Source organism: Sporosarcina sp. G11-34, from assembly GCF_026931025.1.
Map to the genome: position 1 here is coordinate 337,547 of NZ_JAHNZW010000003.1, position 20,200 is coordinate 357,746.

At 40.1% G+C, this 20,200-nt stretch carries 19 protein-coding genes and 1 pseudogene; 14 read left to right on the forward strand and 6 right to left on the reverse strand.

What is annotated here, in order from left to right:
* Positions 1 to 15 precede the first annotated feature (15 nt).
* From KSU66_RS05845 to KSU66_RS05875, 7 genes are all read left to right on the forward strand, one after another.
* On the forward strand, positions 16 to 1,386 hold the full coding sequence (locus KSU66_RS05845; protein WP_269050477.1) for a replication initiation and membrane attachment family protein: 1,371 nt from the start codon (positions 16 to 18) through the stop codon (positions 1,384 to 1,386).
* 1 nt (position 1,387) lies between these two features.
* Positions 1,388 to 2,332, forward strand: a complete 945-nt coding sequence (gene dnaI / locus KSU66_RS05850; protein WP_269050478.1) for a primosomal protein DnaI — start codon at positions 1,388 to 1,390, stop codon at positions 2,330 to 2,332.
* Between the two features lie 506 nt (positions 2,333 to 2,838).
* Complete coding sequence (thrS, locus tag KSU66_RS05855) at positions 2,839 to 4,776, forward strand: threonine--tRNA ligase (protein ID WP_269050479.1); 1,938 nt, start codon at positions 2,839 to 2,841, stop codon at positions 4,774 to 4,776.
* Positions 4,777 to 5,076: 300 nt separating this feature from the next.
* Complete coding sequence (infC, locus tag KSU66_RS05860) at positions 5,077 to 5,583, forward strand: translation initiation factor IF-3 (protein ID WP_269050480.1); 507 nt, start codon at positions 5,077 to 5,079, stop codon at positions 5,581 to 5,583.
* A 27-nt stretch (positions 5,584 to 5,610) separates the two neighbouring features.
* Positions 5,611 to 5,811 (forward strand): 50S ribosomal protein L35, encoded by a 201-nt coding sequence (rpmI, locus tag KSU66_RS05865; RefSeq protein ID WP_269050481.1) that lies wholly within the window; start codon positions 5,611 to 5,613, stop codon positions 5,809 to 5,811.
* A 36-nt stretch (positions 5,812 to 5,847) separates the two neighbouring features.
* Positions 5,848 to 6,207 carry a 50S ribosomal protein L20 gene (gene rplT / locus KSU66_RS05870; protein WP_269050482.1) on the forward strand — a complete coding sequence of 120 codons (360 nt, stop codon included), beginning with the start codon at positions 5,848 to 5,850 and terminating at the stop codon, positions 6,205 to 6,207.
* 112 nt (positions 6,208 to 6,319) lie between these two features.
* Positions 6,320 to 6,610 (forward strand): DUF1294 domain-containing protein, encoded by a 291-nt coding sequence (locus tag KSU66_RS05875; protein WP_269050483.1) that lies wholly within the window; start codon positions 6,320 to 6,322, stop codon positions 6,608 to 6,610.
* Between the two features lie 56 nt (positions 6,611 to 6,666).
* On the opposite strand, the gene KSU66_RS05880 is transcribed toward KSU66_RS05875, so the two are convergent.
* On the reverse strand, positions 6,667 to 7,053 hold the full coding sequence (locus KSU66_RS05880) for a sigma-w pathway protein ysdB (RefSeq protein ID WP_269050484.1): 387 nt from the start codon (positions 7,051 to 7,053) through the stop codon (positions 6,667 to 6,669).
* Between the two features lie 94 nt (positions 7,054 to 7,147).
* Here KSU66_RS05880 and KSU66_RS05885 point away from each other — a divergent pair, with 94 nt between their 5' ends.
* The 4 genes and pseudogenes from KSU66_RS05885 to KSU66_RS05900 form a co-directional block, all read left to right on the forward strand.
* Positions 7,148 to 7,633, forward strand: a complete 486-nt coding sequence (locus KSU66_RS05885; protein ID WP_269050485.1) for a dUTP diphosphatase — start codon at positions 7,148 to 7,150, stop codon at positions 7,631 to 7,633.
* Positions 7,634 to 7,658: 25 nt separating this feature from the next.
* Complete coding sequence (locus KSU66_RS05890; RefSeq protein WP_269050486.1) at positions 7,659 to 8,495, forward strand: metallophosphoesterase; 837 nt, start codon at positions 7,659 to 7,661, stop codon at positions 8,493 to 8,495.
* A gap of 195 nt (positions 8,496 to 8,690) precedes the next feature.
* Positions 8,691 to 9,674, forward strand: coding sequence for a zinc-binding dehydrogenase (locus KSU66_RS05895; RefSeq protein WP_269050487.1), 984 nt, complete (start codon positions 8,691 to 8,693; stop codon positions 9,672 to 9,674).
* A pseudogene (locus KSU66_RS05900) lies at positions 9,667 to 9,856 on the forward strand (IS1595 family transposase); the annotation flags it as partial. The gene KSU66_RS05895 and the pseudogene KSU66_RS05900, both read left to right, overlap by 8 nt.
* 142 nt (positions 9,857 to 9,998) lie before the next feature.
* Here the strand turns inward: KSU66_RS05900 and KSU66_RS05905 are convergent.
* The gene (locus KSU66_RS05905) at positions 9,999 to 11,396 is read right to left on the reverse strand and encodes a tyrosine phenol-lyase (protein WP_269050488.1); all 1,398 of its coding nucleotides are present in this window, start codon (positions 11,394 to 11,396) and stop codon (positions 9,999 to 10,001) included.
* A 200-nt stretch (positions 11,397 to 11,596) separates the two neighbouring features.
* Here KSU66_RS05905 and KSU66_RS05910 point away from each other — a divergent pair, with 200 nt between their 5' ends.
* Positions 11,597 to 13,279 carry a formate--tetrahydrofolate ligase gene (locus KSU66_RS05910; RefSeq protein WP_269050489.1) on the forward strand — a complete coding sequence of 561 codons (1,683 nt, stop codon included), beginning with the start codon at positions 11,597 to 11,599 and terminating at the stop codon, positions 13,277 to 13,279.
* Positions 13,280 to 13,369: 90 nt separating this feature from the next.
* Here the strand turns inward: KSU66_RS05910 and KSU66_RS05915 are convergent, their stop codons facing one another.
* Entirely contained in the window at positions 13,370 to 15,067 is a 1,698-nt protein-coding gene (locus KSU66_RS05915) for a M3 family oligoendopeptidase (RefSeq protein ID WP_269050490.1), read from the reverse strand.
* 217 nt (positions 15,068 to 15,284) lie between these two features.
* Between KSU66_RS05915 and KSU66_RS05920 the strand changes: the two genes are divergently transcribed.
* Positions 15,285 to 15,572 (forward strand): DUF6509 family protein, encoded by a 288-nt coding sequence (locus tag KSU66_RS05920; RefSeq protein WP_269050491.1) that lies wholly within the window; start codon positions 15,285 to 15,287, stop codon positions 15,570 to 15,572.
* 180 nt (positions 15,573 to 15,752) lie between these two features.
* Positions 15,753 to 16,736, forward strand: a complete 984-nt coding sequence (locus KSU66_RS05925) for an NAD(P)/FAD-dependent oxidoreductase (RefSeq protein WP_269050492.1) — start codon at positions 15,753 to 15,755, stop codon at positions 16,734 to 16,736.
* 396 nt (positions 16,737 to 17,132) lie between these two features.
* On the opposite strand, the gene KSU66_RS05930 is transcribed toward KSU66_RS05925, so the two are convergent.
* The 3 genes from KSU66_RS05930 to KSU66_RS05940 all read right to left on the reverse strand — a co-directional run bounded on the left by KSU66_RS05930 (position 17,133) and on the right by KSU66_RS05940 (position 20,199).
* Positions 17,133 to 18,239 carry a DUF1648 domain-containing protein gene (locus KSU66_RS05930; protein WP_269050493.1) on the reverse strand — a complete coding sequence of 369 codons (1,107 nt, stop codon included), beginning with the start codon at positions 18,237 to 18,239 and terminating at the stop codon, positions 17,133 to 17,135.
* The gene (locus KSU66_RS05935; protein ID WP_269050494.1) at positions 18,236 to 18,616 is read right to left on the reverse strand and encodes a GntR family transcriptional regulator; all 381 of its coding nucleotides are present in this window, start codon (positions 18,614 to 18,616) and stop codon (positions 18,236 to 18,238) included. Before KSU66_RS05935 ends, KSU66_RS05930 begins: the two co-directional genes overlap by 4 nt.
* Before the next feature lie 122 nt (positions 18,617 to 18,738).
* Complete coding sequence (locus KSU66_RS05940) at positions 18,739 to 20,199, reverse strand: polysaccharide deacetylase family protein (protein ID WP_269050495.1); 1,461 nt, start codon at positions 20,197 to 20,199, stop codon at positions 18,739 to 18,741.
* Position 20,200: the final 1 nt, after the last annotated feature.

Sequence of the window (20,200 nt, forward strand, 5' to 3'; positions counted from 1 at the left end):
AAAGGAGAGGTTGAAGTGGTAACCCTTTATAAGGAATTACAGCCAGTAGACTCATACAAAATTAGGTTGCCACATCCGTTTTCGGATTATGATCGACAATTACTGACATTGTTTTATCAACCTCTTATTGGATCAAGCGCAATGAGCTTATTTATGACGCTTTGGGCCGATGCAGAACGCGGGGAAGAACATGAATATACACATTACCATTTAATGAATATATTAACGCTTCCTCTTGGTCCGGTATTTGAGGCACGTATATCTCTTGAAGCAATTGGATTGCTAAGGACATTGCGGAAAAAAGACGGCGATATGAGGTCGTTTCTGTATGAATTACTTCCGCCCCTTGATGCAAAAGCATTTTTTACCGATCCTTTATTATCAACGTTCCTTTTTAGTAAAATTGGTGAACAAGCATATCGTGGGTTGAGGGCGCGATTTGCAAATGATGTCGAGAGTGACGAAGGTTTTGAAGAAGTATCGAGGACATTTCTTGATGTATATAAACCAATGACGAATGGATATAACGGCGGGATAGGTAATGAGAGCGAATTTGTTGGCCGTAACGAGCCTGCGGGTATTCCTTTTAATACGCGCGGATTTGATTTTGATCTTCTTCAATTGGGATTGTCAGAACAGATGGTGCCACAATCGGCGCTTTCATCTGTTTCAAGGGAAATTATCGCGAAGCTTGCATTCCTTTATTCCTTAACACCGCTCGATATGCAAAAAGTAGTAATGATGGCACTCGATGATGACATGCAGTTACCTGAGGCTAGGCTTCGGAAGGCCGCTGTCGATTTTTATAAAATGAGCGTATCTAAAGAGGCGCCGGTGCTTGAAAAAGTATTTGCGCAACCAGTTCAGCCAAGTGAGTCAACTGGTCCGCTATCGCGTGATGATGAACTTATACACTATCTGGAGCATACGCCACCGGTTGAAATGCTTCGAGATGTCAACGGGAAAGAGCCGCTTTCGGTTGACGTTCAGCTCGTTGAAAAACTTGTGAATACCCATGGATTACCAGTGGGGGTAGTCAACGTTCTTATGCAATATGTTCATATTCGTAACGATGGAAAAATAACGAATAATTACGTGGAACGAATTGCTTCTCATTGGATGAATAAAAAAGTAGAAACGGCAAAAGAGGCTATGGAATTTTCACGAAAAGAGCATGACAAGTACATGCAGTGGAAAAATGAAGGACAAAAACCTACTCCAAGCCCAAGGCGATATAATAATACACGTGAAGAAAAAGTTCCGGATTGGTTTTATAAGAAAGACGAAGAAAAACCGGAAAAAACAAAGAAGCCTAATGCAGAAATTGCTGAAAGGCGTCGTAAACTGCAAGAAGAGTTGAATGCAATGAGAAATGAGGTGAAATGAGATGGAACGAATAGGGGATACATTGAATCGCGTCGTAAAAGCTCCCAATTTTGCTGCGCGATATGAAGAAATGCGAAAAGAAATAATGGGCAATCCTGGAGTACAGAAATTTCTAACGGCCCATTCGAGTGAAATTACTAGTGAAGTTATAGAGCGTAGTTTAGGTAAATTATACGAATACTCAACTGCATCTCATCGATGTGAAAAGTGTACGGATTTAACTAACTGTGTAAATATAATGAAAGGTTTTGAACCCGAATTAGTTCTAACTCAGGGGCTTATCGATGTCGCATATACAAAATGTCCGAATAAATTGATTGACGAAGACGAGCGTAATATTTCTAGAATGATTGAAAGTCTGCATATGCAAAAGGATGTTATGCAGGCCCGTCTCCCTGATATTGATATCGATTATGACGACAGTCGACTTGATGTAGTTATTGAGGCGAAAAACTTCCTGAAAGTCTTTGATGAAACAGGAAAGTTACCAGAACGTGGCATATATATTCACGGCCCATTCGGTACGGGTAAATCCTATATTCTTGGTGCGCTTGCAAATGAGCTTGCTAAGCGTCGAGTTCGTACAGTAGCTGTCTATGTACCGGAATTTTTAAGAGAAATGAAGCAGTCGATTCAAGACCAAACCCTCAATGAAAAGATTGAGTTTGTGAAAAAAGCACAAGTACTAATGCTTGATGATTTTGGTGCGGAAACAATGTCGGCTTGGACGCGTGATGAAGTACTTGGTACGGTTTTACAATATCGTATGGCAGAAAAATTACCGACATTTTTCACGTCGAATTTCAGTTTTAGCGAACTTGAGCATCACTTGACGTATTCGCAGCGTGGGGATAAGGAAGTAATGAAGGCAAGCCGTATTATGGAAAGAATTAGTACAATATCAACACCGATAAAACTCGAAGGCGACAACAGGCGCGATAAGTAAAATGTATAGGTTGAATAAATGCATACGTGTGCAAAGTGCCGAAGCGATTCTTTGTTTCAATCCATACAGCGCTTGCAATTTTTAAATAATCACCGTATAATTATTTTTAATAAGGATTTGAAATGCGCAGATGAGAACAACAATCGAATTTGTCACCTACAGAGAACGGGGTCATTGGCTGGAAACCCCTAAGGACGGATGAATTGATTTACCACCTCGGAGCAGCATCGGTGAACTTTTTTAGTATCCGATGACGGTACCGGCCCGTTAGCCGATTGTAAAGCTTCATTGATTTGGCTTAATTTAGCCGCATTGAAGAAACAAGGGTGGAACCGCGAGCTAAAGCTTCGTCCCTTTCCAGGGATGGGGCTTTTTTTGTTGGTTAATTTTATACAGCAGAAGTCTACCACTTTTATAAGTGGCGGGATGAATGCGAAAGCCTAATTCAAAATCTGAACGTAATCACGCCAAGGCGTGATTGATAAATGAAAAGGAAGTGTATTCAAATGTCAGAAATAATTCAATTGAAATTTCCAGATGGATCGGTAAAGGAATTCCCACATGGTACGACAACAGAAGAGGTAGCTGCATCGATTAGCCCGGGACTTCGAAGAAATGCACTAGCGGGAAAACTGGATGACCAACTAATTGACTTTAAAACACCTATTGAAAAAGATGGAGCAATCGCAATTGTTACGCCAGATTCACCGGAAGCGCTTGAAATACTGCGCCATAGTACTGCACATGTTCTGGCACAAGCGGTTAAACGCCTTTTCAAAGGTTCAAAGTTTGGAGTAGGCCCTGCAATTGAAAATGGATTTTATTATGATATCGATTCACCAGAGCCAATTACTTCCGAAGATTTAGTTGCGATTGAAAAAGAAATGAAGAAAATTGTAAATGAAAATATTGAATTTATAAGACATGATGTATCACGCGCTGAAGCCGAAAGACGTTTCAAAGAAATCGGTGACGAATATAAACTTGAACTTCTCGAAGCGATTCCTGAAGACGAGCAAGTATCCCTTTATGAACAAGGTGAATTTGTCGATTTATGTCGTGGGGTTCACGTACCATCAACAGCAAAACTTAAAGAATTCAAACTGCTTAGTATCGCGGGAGCGTACTGGCGCGGAAATTCAGATAATAAAATGCTTCAACGGATTTACGGAACAGCATTTTTCAAGAAAGACGAATTAGCTGCCCATTTAAAAATGCTTGAAGAGGCCAAAGAGCGTGATCATAGAAAAATCGGAAGAGAATTGAATCTATTTATGAATTCTCAAAAGGTAGGACAAGGTCTTCCGATGTGGCTTCCAAAAGGCGCAACAATCCGCCGAATTATTGAACGTTATATCGTCGATAAAGAGGAAAAGCTTGGCTACCATCATGTGTATACACCAGTGCTTGGAAGTTCGGAACTATATAAAACAAGCGGTCACTGGGGACACTATGAAGACGGCATGTTCCCTGTAATGAATATGGACAACGAAGACCTTGTCCTTCGCCCGATGAACTGCCCGCATCATATGATGATTTACAAAAATGACATTCACTCGTACCGGAACTTACCACTTCGAATCGCAGAGCTTGGAATGATGCACCGATATGAAATGTCAGGAGCACTTTCGGGATTGCAACGGGTACGTGGAATGACATTGAATGATGCGCATCTTTTCGTTCGCCCAGATCAAATCAAAGATGAGTTTAAGAAAGTTGTGCAGCTCATTATTGATGTGTATAAAGATTTCAATATTGGAGATTATTCGTTCCGCGTCTCGTATCGTGATCCGGAAGACAAAGAGAAATACTTTGATGACGATGCAATGTGGGAACGCGCACAAAGCATGCTGAAGGAAGTAATGGATGAACTTGGTGTCGATTATGTTGAGGCGGAAGGCGAAGCGGCATTTTACGGACCGAAGCTTGACGTCCAAGTGAAAACGGCGATTGGGATGGAAGAAACACTTTCTACAGTCCAACTCGATTTCTTGCTTCCAGAACGTTTCGATTTAACATATGTAGGCGAAGATGGGAAACAACACCGTCCAGTCGTTATCCACCGTGGTGTTGTAGGGACAATGGAGCGGTTCGTGGCACTTCTTATCGAAGAATACAAAGGAGCGTTTCCGACATGGCTTGCGCCTGTTCAAGTTCAAGTCATTCCAGTTTCTCCAAATGTCCACTTCGACTATGCAAAAGATGTACAGGAAAAACTTGTTGCAGCTGGATTCCGTGTTGACATGGACCAACGTGAAGAAAAAATTGGTTATAAAATCCGTGAAGCACAAATGCAAAAAGTTCCGTACATGCTTGTTCTTGGGGATAAAGAAACTGAATCTGGCGAAGTAAACGTTCGGAAATATGGCGAACAGAAATCTGAAAGTATGCCATTCGAAGAGTTTCTTGCTAAATTACAAGAAAAAGTTGTGACAATGAAATAAAAAGGTTGACAATACAATACCACTATGGTAAATTTAATAAGGTTAATGAATACAGTTTGAGGTATAAGTAGAGGCTACCCGCTTCTCACCTGATCGACGCTTAGACGTTGTTGACGGGTCAGTACATTAGTGAATCGTGCCATGCATTTTTATGCATGTACAGATACGCGGGTAGACAAAGTAAATTTGTCTACCCGCTTTTTTATTGAATGGACCTGTGGGATTGTCTATAACGGACAATATACCCAAACCATGTATTCGTGCGAGAATATTCGGAGGTGGATTACTATTAGCAAAGACATGTATGTGAACGAGGGTATACGTGCCCGCGAGCTTCGTATTATCGATCATAACGGCGAACAGCTCGGAATCAAAACACGTACTGAAGCACTAGAAATAGCTGCTCTTGCGAACTTGGATCTTGTCCTTGTTGCTCCAACAGCAAAGCCGCCAGTTGCTCGAATTATGGACCACGGAAAATTCAAATTTGAGCAACAGAAAAAGGAACGCGAATTAAGAAGAAACCAAAAAATCATTCTTCTCAAGGAAGTGCGCCTAAGCCCTACTATTGATGAACATGATTTCCAAACAAAACTTCGAAATGCGATTAAGTTCCTTGAAAACGGCGACAAAGTAAAAGCATCAATTCGCTTTAGAGGACGCGCCATTACACATAAAGAAATTGGACAACGTGTATTGGATCGTTTCGCGGAAGCGTGTAAAGATCTAGCTACAATTGAACAAAGACCAAAAATGGAAGGTCGCAGTATGTTTCTCATACTCGCACCAACTGTTGAAAAACCGTAACAATGAATGATTTAGGAGGAACCCGATATGCCAAAAATGAAAACACACCGCGGTTCAGCGAAACGTTTCAAAAAAACTGGTTCAGGTAAATTGAAACGTGGCCGTGCGTACACAAGTCACTTATTTGCGAATAAAACAACAAAAGCAAAACGTCATCTTCGTAAAGCATCACTTGTTTCTTCAGGCGATTACAAACGCATTCGCTTTATGCTTACTTATATGAAATAAACTAAACTTTGATAGAATAGCAGGAGGTAATTCATTATGCCACGCGTAAAAGGTGGAACAGTCACGCGCAAGCGTCGTAATAGAGTATTGAAATTAGCAAAAGGTTACTACGGTTCAAAACATAAACTTTTTAAAGTAGCAAACCAACAGGTCATGAAGTCATATAACTATGCATACCGTGACCGTCGTCAACGTAAACGTGAATTCCGTAAACTTTGGATCACACGTATTAATGCTGCAGCACGTCTGAATGGCGTATCATACAGCACACTAATGCACGGCTTGAAAGTAGCTGGCATTGATGTAAACCGTAAAATGCTTGCAGATCTTGCTGTTACTGACGCACAAGCGTTCACACAGCTTGCAGACGTAGCAAAAAAATCGATTGCAAAATAATAATCGTGAGATTTCCGCCAACTGATTGGATTTGTCCAATCGCTTGGCGGTTTTTTCTATTTATTTATTCGATGAAGGTGTAAAATAGAGGTAACGAAAAGGGGACTTGTCAATGCAACTTGTAATACTAATATGGATCGGAATAATGTCGCTTTGGGCCTTCTCTGCAATGGGGTATGATAAGCGACAAGCGAAGAAAAAAGGGCAACGTATACCGGAAAAGAATTTGTGGGCGCTTGCGATACTAGGAGGAGGAATCGGAGCGTATTTTGGGATGCAAACGTTTCGACATAAAACGAGACATACATCCTTTCGCATAGGATTTCTTATTTTAGCACTTGCATATGGCGTACTTATTTTCTATTTATTTGGCGTCAATGTTCCCGGCATTTCAGAGGTTTAAGAAAAAAGTCCATCGGCAAAGCGATTTAATGTTAATCGCTTTGTCGATGGACCCCGTTAGTTACTCATTAGCTGCTCAATTGGATTTTTCCAGCTTATTTCAGCCATGGGATAATTTAATAGGATTTCGGATTTCAAAAAATGAAAATCGTCTTTCGTCATTCCTTGTAATTTAGCTTCATTTTTTACCCAAACAAAAATAGTTACAATGTCAAACGAGTTTTCTGTTGTGCCTAAATACTTTTCGCCTTCAAACATCGCACCTTTATACGTAATAAAGAAATTTTTTCGTACGTTTTTAACATCATCGTGAAAATAATAACTTTCCTTTTCATATGCTTCATCTAGCTTTCGCTTTGGGTCGGTCAAATAACGAATCCCACGATAGAACAAATAGACGATAAAAGCGATGATGACAAAGCGGATCAGAATTAGAAATAGCATGACGGATCCCCCTTAATGTTTAAATGATTACTCTCATATACGGATGACTTTATGAAAAGGTTTCAATAAAGTAAAATTAATCGGAGGTTTTTTTATGGAACTGTCAAAAATGTACATAATGCAGCGTGAATTGGATGCATTTATTCAGAAAAATAGAACTAAGAATACAAATACTTTTCGCGAAAAAGGATTGGCTTTACTCGTAGAACTCGCGGAATTGGCAAATGAAACACGTAGCTTTAAATTTTGGAGCACAAAAGGCCCATCGGCAAATGAAGTCATTTTAGAAGAGTATGTAGATTCGATTCACTTTTTGTTGTCCCTTGGAATCGAAAAAGGTTTCGATGATTTAACCCGTTGGCCTGAGAAAGAAGTTGCGGGAGATCTAACAGAACTATTTTTAAAGACGACTGAAAGTATTATCGAGTTTTTAAATGAATTAACAATCGAGTCCTATGAGGATGTATGGATTCATTACGGTGCAATCGCAAAAAGTCTTGGGTTTACATACGCAAATATAATCGATGCTTATGTTATGAAAAATGAAGAAAACTTTAATCGGCAAAATTCGGGCTACTAATTGATAGAGTGAAAAGGGGCCCTTTATGCAAAAATTACTTCTTGTTGTCATAGTTTTAAGTATCTTTGTTTTTATAGTTTATAAAGGAAATACAACGGTTGGTACTTCACATTATGAAATAGCGTCTAACCGACTTCCGTCCAGTTTCAATGGCTATACAATCGTTCAATTATCTGATCTCCATGATGCTTTATTTGGAGAGAAGCATGCAGATGTAGTGAATGAAGTGAAAGCAATAGCTCCCCAAGCGATATTTATTACTGGTGATTTTATTGATAGAAATCGGTATGATTTGCAACAAAGTTTGCTTTTGGTGAAGGAGCTACAAGGCGTAGCACCGATGTATTACGTAACAGGAAATCACGAAGTTTCAACAAATAATTCGGAAAGTATTAAAAAATCTTTGGAAGATTTAGGTGTGCGAATTTTATCTGATGAAGCTGATATTTTAGTTGGTAATGATGGGGAATCCATTGCTATTGGCGGGATTGAAGACCCTCTTGCTAGTCACCTAGATGATGAAACCGCGGTAGAAGTGTCCATTACTCAGGCATTTGCTAAAATCCCTAGTGATATGTTCAAAATCCTACTGTCTCATCGACCGGAATATGTTGAAACATATGTTGCAAAGAAAATGGACGTTACTTTTAGTGGACATGCTCATGGTGGACAATTTAGAATACCGGGCATCGGTGGTTTTATATCTCCGGGGCAAGGATTGTTTCCGAAGCTTACATCAGGTGTCCATGAGAACGATAGAAGTCACCTAGTCATAAGTCGTGGGCTTGGGAACAGCTCGTTTCCAATTCGCATATTTAACAAACCTGAAATTGTAGTCGTGACATTGAAAAAAGAAACTTAACAACAAGAAACCGCGTGAAATTCACACGGTTTCTTGTTGTTTGTCGGGCTAATAACTATAGAATGATTCTTAATAGTTATTCATATGGCCGTTTGATATACTATTTATATAAATGAAAAGTTATATGTAGAACTTATAGTTCTCCAGTGTCATGGAGATGTAGTTCACTAGTAGTTTCTTAGGGGGATGAGGAATTTGAAGGCATTTGTTCATGAATTTGGGACGTTGAAAGTCAGTAGGGTAGATAATCCAGTTGCTTTAGCTGGTGAAGTCGTTGTAGCTATCCGTACGGCGGGTATTAACCGTCGGGATTTGTACATACCTGCGCGCAGGGGCGATGCTGCTGAGGCGCTTGTTATCGGTTCTGACGGCGCGGGAATAGTGGAGTCTATTGGCGAAGGTGTTACTCAATTTTCAGTTGGAGATGAAGTCATTATTAATCCGGCACTTCGTTGGTTCGAAAATAGCGTTGCACCTCCTGAAGCATTTGATATTTTGGGGATGCCTGATAATGGTACGTTCGCTGAAAAGATTGTAATTTCTGCGGAGCAGTTGGAAAAAAAGCCTGAATTCTTATCGTGGGAAGAAGCAGCAGTTTTGTCGTTGTCAGCTTTGACGGGGTATCGTGCGTTATTTACGAAAGGTAATTTAAAAGAAACAGATACTGTTTTCATCCCGGGTGCGGGAAGTGGTGTGGCGACATACCTTATTTCATTCGCAAAAAATATAGGGGCCCGTGTTATTGTTACATCTCGAAGTGAAGAAAAGCGCAAGCAGGCCCTTAAATTAGGAGCGGATGTAGCGCTCGATACAGCGGGTGATTGGAAGAAAGAGTTAGAAGGGGAAACGATTGATCTCGTTATTGAAAGCGTAGGGCGCGCCACATTTAATCGTTCGTTAGAAGTGTTGAAAAAAGGTGGGCGTATTGTCGTTTTCGGAGCAACAACTGAGGATACAGTCGATTTAAATCTACGAAACTTTTTCTATAATCAGCATCAGCTGATTGGTTCGACAATGGGGAGTAGGGAAGAGCTTCGCGAAATGATTGCACATATTGAAAAATATGAAACGAACCCGATTGTAGATAAGACGTTCAATCTAGACGATGCAGTAGAAGCATTTGAATATGTTGAAACGAGTCAGCAGTTTGGGAAAGTAGCTTTACGAATAAGCGAATAACAAAGGTGTGGAGCATTGCTTCAAATCAGATGGAAATAAGCGAGTAAGAGATATCTACCACATCCAAAATATGAATAATTGTAAAAGCCGCTTAAAAGGTGGGATACAACTCAAATAATGGCGTGGCTACAAAATGCCTCGACCATTATTTGAGTTGGTTACCCTTCGCCAATGTTGGTAAGGCTTTGCGGTTGTACCGCCAAATCAGGCCGGTCGTTCCTGTCCATTCAGAACTTTTACAGCGCCTGCACTTCAATCAGACCGAAAGATCGATAAGTGAAGGGGAGTTGACTGGATTATCAACAATATTATTTAGCGGGGCCTTCAGTTAAGCAACTCCCCACTTTCTGATAGCGGAGCAAATCGAGCGTTAAAAAATCGAAGGGTTGGTGGTTCATAATCCATACGGAGCCCGCTAATCGTGTCACGTTTTTTGTACAGATCAATAATTGAATCGACCACAACATTCATATGATTATTCGTATAGACGCGTCGTGGAATCGTAAGCCTAACAAGTTCAAGTTTCGGTCTATTATTTTCACCTGTATCAATATTCCGACCCGCTGAAATAATTCCACGCTCCATGCTTCGCACCCCTGAATCGAGATACAATGCAGCGGCTAATGCTTGCGCGGGAAATTCATCTTGCGATAAGTGGGGAAGAAATGCCTGTGCATCGAGAAAAACCGCATGACCTCCAATGGGAAGAACGATAGGAACACCCGCTTCTACAAGTTGGCTACCAAGATGTCGAACTTGGCTAATCCGGTGCTCGATGTAATGATCATCGATTGCTTCACGTATACCAATGGCCATTGCCTCCATATCACGTCCTGCCATCCCTCCGTAAGAAGGCATCCCTTCATAGACGACAACAAGTTCGCGGGAGCGAATATAAAGCCCTTCGTCATTCATCGCGAGAAAACCACCAATATTGACGAGGCAGTCTTTCTTTCCACTCATTGTGCATCCATCGGAATAAGAAAGCATTTCCTTTAAAATATCCGCGATCAATTTCCCCGCGTAGCCAACTTCCCGCTCTTTAATAAAATAAGCGTTTTCAACACAGCGAGTCGCGTCAAAGAACACGTCAATCTTATGCAACGAGCATAGTTCATGGACTTCCCGCATATTTTGCATACTAACGGGTTGACCGCCTGCAAGATTGACCGTGACAGCCAAACAGACGTAAGGAATATTATTAGGGCCAACTTTGTCTATTAATGTCTTCAGCTTATTTAGATCAACATTCCCTTTAAAGGGATGTTCGGCAACTGGATCATGTGCTTCGTCGATGATGACATCTACAAACGTTGCGCCATTCATTTCTTGGTGCGCACGAGTTGTAGTAAAGTACATATTCCCTGGGACGAAATCACCTTTTTTAATTTTCAATTGAGATAATATATTTTCGGCCCCACGCCCTTGGTGTGTAGGTAGAACATACTTATAGCCGTACACATCACGTACCGTCGCCTCAAGTTTTTTCCAACTCTTGCTACCGGCATATGCTTCGTCGCCTGTCATAATCGCACCCCATTGCTTATCGCTCATAGCAGTCGTACCGCTATCTGTGAGTAAGTCGATATACACATCTTCAGAATCGATTAGGAATGTATTATATCCCGCACGATTCAATGAATCCTTTCGTTCTTCGTAGGAGAGCATAGCGAGCGTTTCAACGCTTTTAATCTTATATGGTTCAGCGGTTCTTCTATTCACTTCCGTCAACCCCTTTAGATATAGTCTCACTCTATATAACTTATATATGCCGGGTAAAACCTTTTCAATTACTCGGTAGTTTGAAGTTTTCCTTATTTATAAAAAAGTTGTATAAATTGTTGACGATAAGTCATAATATCTTGGAACTGGTTACTGTTTGTACGATATACTAGAGTAAAAAAAGAAAGTGAGAATTCAAAATGACTGAAACCCTTTTACCACCACTTACAGATTTACAAATTGCAAAGAATTCAACGATGCAACCCATTTGGGATATTGCAAAAAAGGCTGGAATTCCCGAAGATGCTGTTGAACCATTTGGTAGATATAAAGCGAAAATTGATGTAATGAAATTACCCAAAAGTACAAAGAAAGCTAAAGTTGTACTTGTCACTGCAATTAGCCCAACACCAGCGGGGGAAGGGAAGTCAACCGTTACAGTCGGACTTGCCGATGCGTTAACAAGACTTGGAGAAAAAACGATGATTGCATTACGTGAACCGTCATTAGGTCCTGTTATGGGGCTGAAAGGCGGCGCAACGGGCGGTGGGTATGCACAAGTGTTGCCAATGGAAGAAATCAACCTACATTTCAACGGAGACCTTCACGCGATTACAACGGCAAACAATGCCCTTAGCGCGCTAATCGATAACCATTTACATCGAGGCAATGAACTTCAAATCGACCCTCGTAGAATTACATGGAAAAGGGTACTTGATATGAATGACCGTGCACTTCGTAATATTACAATCGGACTCGGCGGCCCAGCACAAGGTGTTCCTAGAGAAGATGGTTTCGATATTACGGTGGCATCTGAAATTATGGCGATTTTTTGTCTGGCTCTAGATATAGAGGACTTGAAAGAACGACTTGCACGTATTGTAATTGGCTATACATATAACAAAGAACCAATAACTGTACGTGATCTTGGTGTTCAAGGCGCTCTTACATTGTTACTGAAAGAAGCATTTAAACCAAACCTCGTTCAAACGATTGAAGGGACACCTGCACTTATTCATGGAGGTCCTTTCGCGAATATTGCACATGGATGTAACTCGCTTATTGCAACAAACACAGCGCGCGAGTTAGCAGATATTGTTGTGACAGAAGCAGGATTCGGTTCAGATTTAGGTGCGGAAAAGTTCATGAACATTAAGGCCAGACAAGGGAAATTCGCTCCTGATGCAGTTGTTATCGTTGCAACAGTTCGCGCGTTGAAAATGCATGGCGGCGTTCCGAAAAATCAGCTTGCCTTAGAAAATACCAAAGCGGTTATGAACGGTATTTTTAACTTAGACAAACATATCGAAACGATTCGTACATTTGGAGTGGAACCTGTCGTCGCATTAAATCGCTTCGTAACCGATTCAAAGACAGAGTTAGATGCAATTTTGACATGGTGCCAAACGAATGGTGTGGCAGTTGCGCTTACGGATGTTTGGGAAAAAGGTGGAGCGGGCGGAATGGCTCTTGGAAAAGAAGTAATCAATCTGATCAACAAGCCAAATAATTTTGCTCCACTTTATAACATAGACGATTCCATTGGAGAAAAGATCCGTAAAATTGTTCGCAATGTGTATGGCGGGGACGATGTATTATTTACCGATGAAGCTTTAAAGGATATGGAAAGTATCGAAAAAAATGGTTGGGATGTTCTACCGATTTGTATGGCTAAAACACAATATTCACTTTCCGATGATCCAAAATTAATTGGACGACCGATAGGCTTTTCTATAACGGTTAGAAAGATTATTCCGAAAATCGGAGCCGGTTTCCTCGTCTGTTTAACAGGAGATATTATGACGATGCCGGGCCTTCCAAAATATCCTGCTGCACTTAATATGGATGTAGATAAGGAAGGGAACGCTGTCGGTCTAATATAATCTACGTGCGTAAATTGAGACTTTATCAATGAAAGAACGGGCCCTATCTAAGAATTGTTCAATTCTTAGATAGGCCCGTTTTACTGTTTTTCATAAAGCTTGGTCATCGATTGAATTTAGGTATTCTTCAATCGTACCGATAATCGACTCTAGACAATTGTCTTCGAATGGTGAAATTAGATTCGCTTCTTCAATAAGCTTTGTGAACGATTTTGAACCCCCAAGTGTGCAAAGGTGTAAGTAATCTTTCCACGCTTCTTTCTGTTCTTCTAATGACCGTTTCCAAAATTGAAATGCGCAAATTTGGGCAAGTGCGTAATCGATGTAATAAAATGGATCCGAATAAATATGAATTTGACGCTGCCATACACCGCCAACTTCCAAATACTCAACACCATCATAATCACGTGAAGGCATGTACGTAGCTTCAATTTCTTTCCACGCGGCTTTTCGTTCCATAGGAGTCATAGATGGATTTTCGTAGACAATATGTTGGAATTCATCGACTGCAACACCGTACGGTAAGAACAATAATGCACTGCTTAAATGAGCAAACTTATATTTTTCGGTTTGCTCGTTAAAGAACAATTCCATCCAAGGCCAAGTGAGAAACTCCATACTCATCGAGTGAATTTCGGCTCCCTCGTGGGTTGGCCAAATATACTCTGGGATGCCGATATCACGACTACAATATACTTGGAATGCGTGACCCGCCTCATGGGTAAGTACATCGATGTCAGCTGATGTTCCATTGAAGTTTGAGAATATGAAAGGAGAGTCATAATTATCGATAAACGTACAATATCCACCTGCTTCTTTTCCTGTTTTTGCCTCGATATCCATGAGCCCGCGGTCCATCATGAATTGAAAAAATTCACCAGTTTCAGGTGAGAGTTCTTCGTACATCTTTTTCCCATTTTCAATAATCCATTCGGGAGGTCCTTGTGGAGTCGCGTTTCCTGTTAGGAATTTAAATGACTCATCATAAAACTTCAGATGATCGACTCCAATCCTTTTTGCTTGTCGTTCATAGAGTTTGTTTGCAAGGGGAACGATGTGATCGCGAACTTGGTCACGGAACGTTTTTACCATTGTAGCATCATAATCGATGCGGTTCATGCGAATATAGCCAAGTTCGACGAAGTTTTTGTAACCAAGCGTCGTTGCGATTTCATGGCGGATCTTTACAAGTTGATTGTAAAGGTCATCGAAATGATCTCCATTTTTAGAGAAGAAGTTAGCGACTTCAGTGGAAGCTGCTTTTCTTACTTCCCGGTCTTTCGATTCAGAATATGGACCCATTTGTGCTAGGGTCAACGTCTTTCCGTCAAATTCAATTTGTGCAGATGCGACAAGTTTTGAATAATCGGATGAAAGCTTATTTTCCTTTTGGAGTAAAGGGACAATTGCTGGTGAAAATGCTTTAATTGAATGATCTGCAAGTGCAAATAATTGTGAACCCCATTTCTTTTCAAGCTTTACTCTAAATGGGGTAGTTATAAGTTCCTTATAGTAAGCCGTTTCCAGTGCTTGATACTCCGGTCCGACTTCATCGAAGTAATCACGCTCTTTTTGATAAAATTCATCATTCGTATCAATGGATGCTCGAATATATGCAAGGTTTTCTTGTGTTGAGTAGTCGCTTCCAATAGCATTAATTTTTTCGATAACTTTGTTTTGTTCTTCGTACGAGTCTGCTGATTTAAAATCAGTAAGAAGAGAAGAAAATTCTTCTTTTATTTGCTCAATGATAGGTCTCTTATAGGTATACTCATTAAACGTAACCATTCCCATCCCCCTTAATAATACTTATTACAAAACACTATATTTCTATTGTTAATTATAGGAAGGAAGATTGCAACAATAAATTTAAAGGAGTCAAATTTATTCATGTGGATAACTGTATATGAAAACTTGAGATGCCTATCATGCTTATTTTTTGTGTTATACTTAATTATTGAATAGAACCGAAAAAATAACAGGTACTTGAAAGGTGATTGATGTTATGGAAATAAATGAATTTACAGTGAATAAGATGAACGATCCTACCGGAATCTTGGCGGGAGAACGTTATGAGTACAAACTTTATATTACATTGGATGAGGATGACGAGCTATATTCCGAGGCGGGAATTGGCATAAGAGCTATTTTTGCGGTCGATGATAATGAAGTCGGACGAATTGTAACTTATCATTTCTTTGAACGTGCAACTGAAAAAGCGCTCGATTTTGGTCTTGAGGAAGAAGAAGAAAACCAAATTCTTGAATTTTGTCAAACGCATCTTGAAGATTAATATATAACAAAAGGCTATGCACAAAAATGTGTATAGCCTTTTGTTATATGTAAAAGATATTCCTGGCATATAAAACAAATTAGGTGTTTTTTTCGTTAAGTTGTATGATAATAAATAGGGCAAGTGATTTACTTAGTAGAAGTGGGTCCATAATAGATTACTTACATTGGAGTGTTATATATGAACAAAGAAATCGTTGATATTACAATTATTGGTGGAGGGCCAACGGGTCTATTCGCTTCATTTTACGCAGGTATGAGGGAAATGTCGGTAAAAATTATCGACAGCTTACCTCAACTTGGAGGACAACTGATTGAGCTTTACCCAGATAAATATATATATGACGTAGGCGGCTTTCCTAAAATTCTTGCAAAAGACTTCGTTGCAAACCTAGTGACGCAAGCACATTATGCGAAACCTGAAATTCTTTTAGGGGAAACAGCACTGACAGCAACCCGGGACGGAGACCATTTTATTCTTGAAACGGACAAAGGTGTGCATTTGACACGAACAATTCTTTTAACTGCTGGAATCGGTGCATTCCGTCCAAGAAAGATTGGTTTGAAAGAAGAAGTGAATTTTGAAGAAAAAACACTTCATTACGGCATTAAAGATTTAACGATTTTCGAAGATAAAGAAGTGCTTATTTGCGGTGGGGGAGACTCCGCTGTTGACTGGGCGCTTATGTTAGAAAATATTGCTTCAAACGTTACATTAGTTCACCGACGTGAACGATTCACTGCTCATGAAACGAGTGTCAATCAGCTACTGGATTCCAAAGTAATCGTGAAGACGTCACGCGCGGTGAAATCGATTGAAGGTGAGGACGGCAATGTAAGTGGCATCGTTCTTGCGGAAAAAGACGGTACGGAAGAAGTTGTTTCGATTGACCATTTGATCGTCAACTACGGAAACATCTCGTCCCTAGGAAATATTAAAGAGTGGGGACTTGAAATGGATCGCAACTCCATTAAAGTGAATACACGAATGGAAACGAATATTGAAGGGATTTATGCGGCAGGAGACGTTACAACGTTTGACGGCAAGGTAAAACTAATTGCTGTAGGTCTCGGCGAAGCACCTATTGCGGTGAACCACGCCAAGTCATATATTGACCCCAAAGCAAGAATCCAGCCACTTCACAGCACAAGCGTATTTAGTTAACTATAAATGTTGAAATAAAGAATACCTACGAAGTCACTTCACTAGGTATCCCAAGTTATTCAAATACAGATATATATGAGTCGATTTCATAATTCCCTATTTCAACTTAAAATACGAATGATAATGGGGTTTTAAGTTCTATTGTTCATTAATATAGAAGGCGTTTCGTTGATTGGAGCGGAGGGCGGCGACTCCAGTGGGAACAGCGCGAGCTGAAAGCCCCGCAGGAACGCAGTGACAAGGAGATTGAAGCCGTGCCCACGGAAAGCGTCCGCCCGAAGCGAAAATCAACTTTGTTCGTATTTCAACACTAAGTCTTCTGTTATGAAATTAACTTATATAGTAAAAGAAAGAGACAATTCGTTCGAAACCGAACGAATTGTCTCTTTTTTATTTCTACATAAAAAATGAAATAGCTAGGATAAGAAGAATCGGACCAAATAAGATGAAATATCCAATAGGGTGGCCGAAATTCAAACTCCATCCGACGCCGAAGCGTTTCTCAACGAAAATGGAAGGATCATTTTTATTGAAATAAATGATGCCGCCTTTCCAATAACGGTCGTCATCATAATCTGTAATTCCCTCAACGTCCTCATCGATAATATCAACGTCTAGTCGCGTTCCACCTTGACCGACTTTAAATGCATAAATACCCGTCAAAATAAATATGATGACGAGAAAACCAATCGGTAAAGCAAATAGCAAAGCGGGATTCCCGATATCTTCATGAATGGTTCCAAGTTGTAGGAAGCCGAATAGCACAGTCATGAGTAGAACAATTGCAAACAAAAACCAGCTCGAGTATTTACGAAAGGATAGTTGCTGTGCACGCGATTTCTTCTTATTAGTTGCACTTATTTTGATGCCAGATCGTTTTGTAAATTCATTGATAGCGAGCATCATCCCTTGCATGATAAAAAGGATAAGCAATAGGGCAATTGAAGAAAAAGGTGTTTTTTTACTAAAAGCATCTGGTTGGCCATCAATTCCCCAATGGGTAGGAATCAATTCGGGCAAGTTTGCATATTGAGTCACTGTATAAGCGATAAGGCCAATAGTGATCAGCATAGGTAATAGATAAATCGTCCACGGTAACATTTCATCAGCCGTTCGAATGGCAAGATCCGTGATTCGTACTTGTTTTAAATCCGTCCCCCAATGATTCTGATGTTTCAAGCGCGATATTTTTGCATGAAACAAAAAATAAAGAGCCATGCTCAACAGGAGAATTCCGAATTGGATTGCGGTACCTGTCAAAACGACTTTCTCTTCCCCGGCATTGGTCGACAGTGCCCATAGTGCAAAAGCGCCCATCGCAATGATTCCAGTACTTGCGATGATAAGGGAATAGGAGCGTTTGTAGGAAGAAAGTGTAGATTCGTCCGTATAGGTATTCGGAATCGTGACGCCAAATACGATGTTCCGTTTCAACAAATAGGGCACGGCGGCTTGAATCGAAACAATAAATAAACCTATAAAAAGAAAAATAGAAATAGTCATTCTTGTACCTCCTTAATAGTGTTAATCAGTTCCCGCACCATTAAAATTATTTCTTCATCAGGGGTTCCGACGGCAAGGGCTTCCGCGATAACGGGCTTCATGTATTCTTCAATTCGGCTACGTGCTGCCTTAGCTTGTAAGGGGACATTGACAACAGCCCCTGATTTTGGAATGATCTTGACAATTCCTTTTCCATCCAGTTCCCGGTAGGCCTTATTTACAGTATGCATGTTTACACCAAGATCTGCGGCTAGCGAACGAACGGATGGCAGCTGATCACCGGGCTGAAGAGAACCATTTGCCACCCCTTCAATAAGCCCATTTGCTAACTGAGTATATATTGGAATATCGGAATCCGTTTCAATTTTAATGAACACCAGAAAACCTCCTTTATCGTTGGACACAGATTCTGTTCTAGCTCTATTATAACAAGTTTGCTCTAATACTTCTATAACAAAAGCCTTCCCAACCAAAAAAATGGTTGGGAAGGCTTTTCGTTTTAGTCGAGTTCGGATATAGTGACGAATGTATAGCCTTCGTCTTTCAAAAAGCTAAGTACAGCATCAAGTCCATCGGCTGTTGATTGGTGAATATCATGCATTAAAATTATGCTACGGTCTCTCGTTTGGTTTTTTACGTGGGTTAGCAGTTGATTTGGATTCCTATGTTGCCAGTCAAGTGTGTCAACATCCCAAAGGATAATGGGCATGTCTGTTTGTGCGCGCACTGTATCATTAAAAGCGCCATAGGGTGGTCGAAATCCTCCCGTCACTTTACTTCCAGTCGCACTTTCAATCACTTCTGTCGTATTAAGAATTTCATCTTTTATTCCTTCGATATTTAACTTTCTTAAATCGGGGTGGCTCCACGAATGGTTGGCAAGCTCGTGGCCTGCATCGCTTACATTTTTGGCGATTTCGGGAAACTTCTCTACTTGGCTTCCAAGCATGAAAAATGTAGCTTTTGCACTATACTTTTCTAACGTTTCAAGGATATCCATTGTCACTTTCGGATCGGGACCATCATCAAATGTAAGTGCAACTTGTAATTCATCCGTTTTTGTTGGTTGATCCGTTTGATTTTTAGCGGTTTCAGTTTGTTGGTTCATTATGTCCTTATCGGTTAATCCATTTTTAGTAGGTTCTTCTGGGACATTTTCTTTTTTAACGACTTTGAAATTAGTAGCAAGAATATCGTCGAGCTCATCTAGAGAGATTGTTACACTTACTTTGTCGGAAGCAATCGTAGATTTTTCAAAGTGAAAAACAATTTCTTCATCAGTTAATGCGAAATTCTTAAAGTTTTCCCAAAGTGGTTCCGTATGCAAAGTTGCTTGATCTGAAGTGATTGTTTCCGATAAGGCGGTGTCTTCGAATAATTTTGTACGGACTGTATTAGACAAAACTTTAAGTCGTTCTTCGTCGTATTCAAAAACGTCTTGAATTGCAATGCTTTTTCCTGTCTCCGTATTCAACTGAAACGATTGAATACTTGTTTCCTTTGAATCTTTTACAAAGGTAGTAGTTTCAAAAACAAAGGAGTAATTGCTTGAGTGATGTGGGAAAATCTCAAACGAACTAGTTAATTCACTAGGTGATGTATCACTGCCTTGTGCTTTTTCAGCAAGAGCATCAAAATATGTTTGTTTTAAGACCTCAATATATTCGGCGATCATTGTGTTGAATGAATTATGTATACTTTTAGGATATTGAATTTTAAAAGGAGTTGCTGGATCATTTGAAGATTCGTTTACAATTTGAATACCTGGATACTTAGATTCGATAGTTTTTATAGTAGTCGGGGGTGGAGCCGTACTTTTTTTCTTTTCAGTAGCTATAGCGGCTTCATTTTTCATAGAAAGAAAGATTAAAGTAGCACCAATAATTACAAGTGTCAGTATGGCAATAGAAAATGTCGTATATATCCAAGGCGAGCGGTGTTTATTTCTTTTACGTTTCATA

Coding starts and splice junctions, on each gene's coding strand:
- rplT (WP_269050482.1), top strand. CDS start 5,848: ATGCCACGCGTAAAAGGTGGAACAGTCACGCGCAAGCGTCGTAATAGA.
- thrS (WP_269050479.1), top strand. CDS start 2,839: ATGTCAGAAATAATTCAATTGAAATTTCCAGATGGATCGGTAAAGGAA.
- KSU66_RS05890 (WP_269050486.1), top strand. CDS start 7,659: ATGCAAAAATTACTTCTTGTTGTCATAGTTTTAAGTATCTTTGTTTTT.
- KSU66_RS05875 (WP_269050483.1), top strand. CDS start 6,320: ATGCAACTTGTAATACTAATATGGATCGGAATAATGTCGCTTTGGGCC.
- dnaI (WP_269050478.1), top strand. CDS start 1,388: ATGGAACGAATAGGGGATACATTGAATCGCGTCGTAAAAGCTCCCAAT.
- KSU66_RS05885 (WP_269050485.1), top strand. CDS start 7,148: ATGGAACTGTCAAAAATGTACATAATGCAGCGTGAATTGGATGCATTT.
- KSU66_RS05930 (WP_269050493.1), bottom strand. CDS start 18,239: ATGACTATTTCTATTTTTCTTTTTATAGGTTTATTTATTGTTTCGATT.
- rpmI (WP_269050481.1), top strand. CDS start 5,611: ATGCCAAAAATGAAAACACACCGCGGTTCAGCGAAACGTTTCAAAAAA.
- infC (WP_269050480.1), top strand. CDS start 5,077: ATGTATGTGAACGAGGGTATACGTGCCCGCGAGCTTCGTATTATCGAT.
- KSU66_RS05925 (WP_269050492.1), top strand. CDS start 15,753: ATGAACAAAGAAATCGTTGATATTACAATTATTGGTGGAGGGCCAACG.
- KSU66_RS05920 (WP_269050491.1), top strand. CDS start 15,285: ATGGAAATAAATGAATTTACAGTGAATAAGATGAACGATCCTACCGGA.
- KSU66_RS05910 (WP_269050489.1), top strand. CDS start 11,597: ATGACTGAAACCCTTTTACCACCACTTACAGATTTACAAATTGCAAAG.
- KSU66_RS05880 (WP_269050484.1), bottom strand. CDS start 7,053: ATGCTATTTCTAATTCTGATCCGCTTTGTCATCATCGCTTTTATCGTC.
- KSU66_RS05915 (WP_269050490.1), bottom strand. CDS start 15,067: ATGGTTACGTTTAATGAGTATACCTATAAGAGACCTATCATTGAGCAA.
- KSU66_RS05940 (WP_269050495.1), bottom strand. CDS start 20,199: ATGAAACGTAAAAGAAATAAACACCGCTCGCCTTGGATATATACGACA.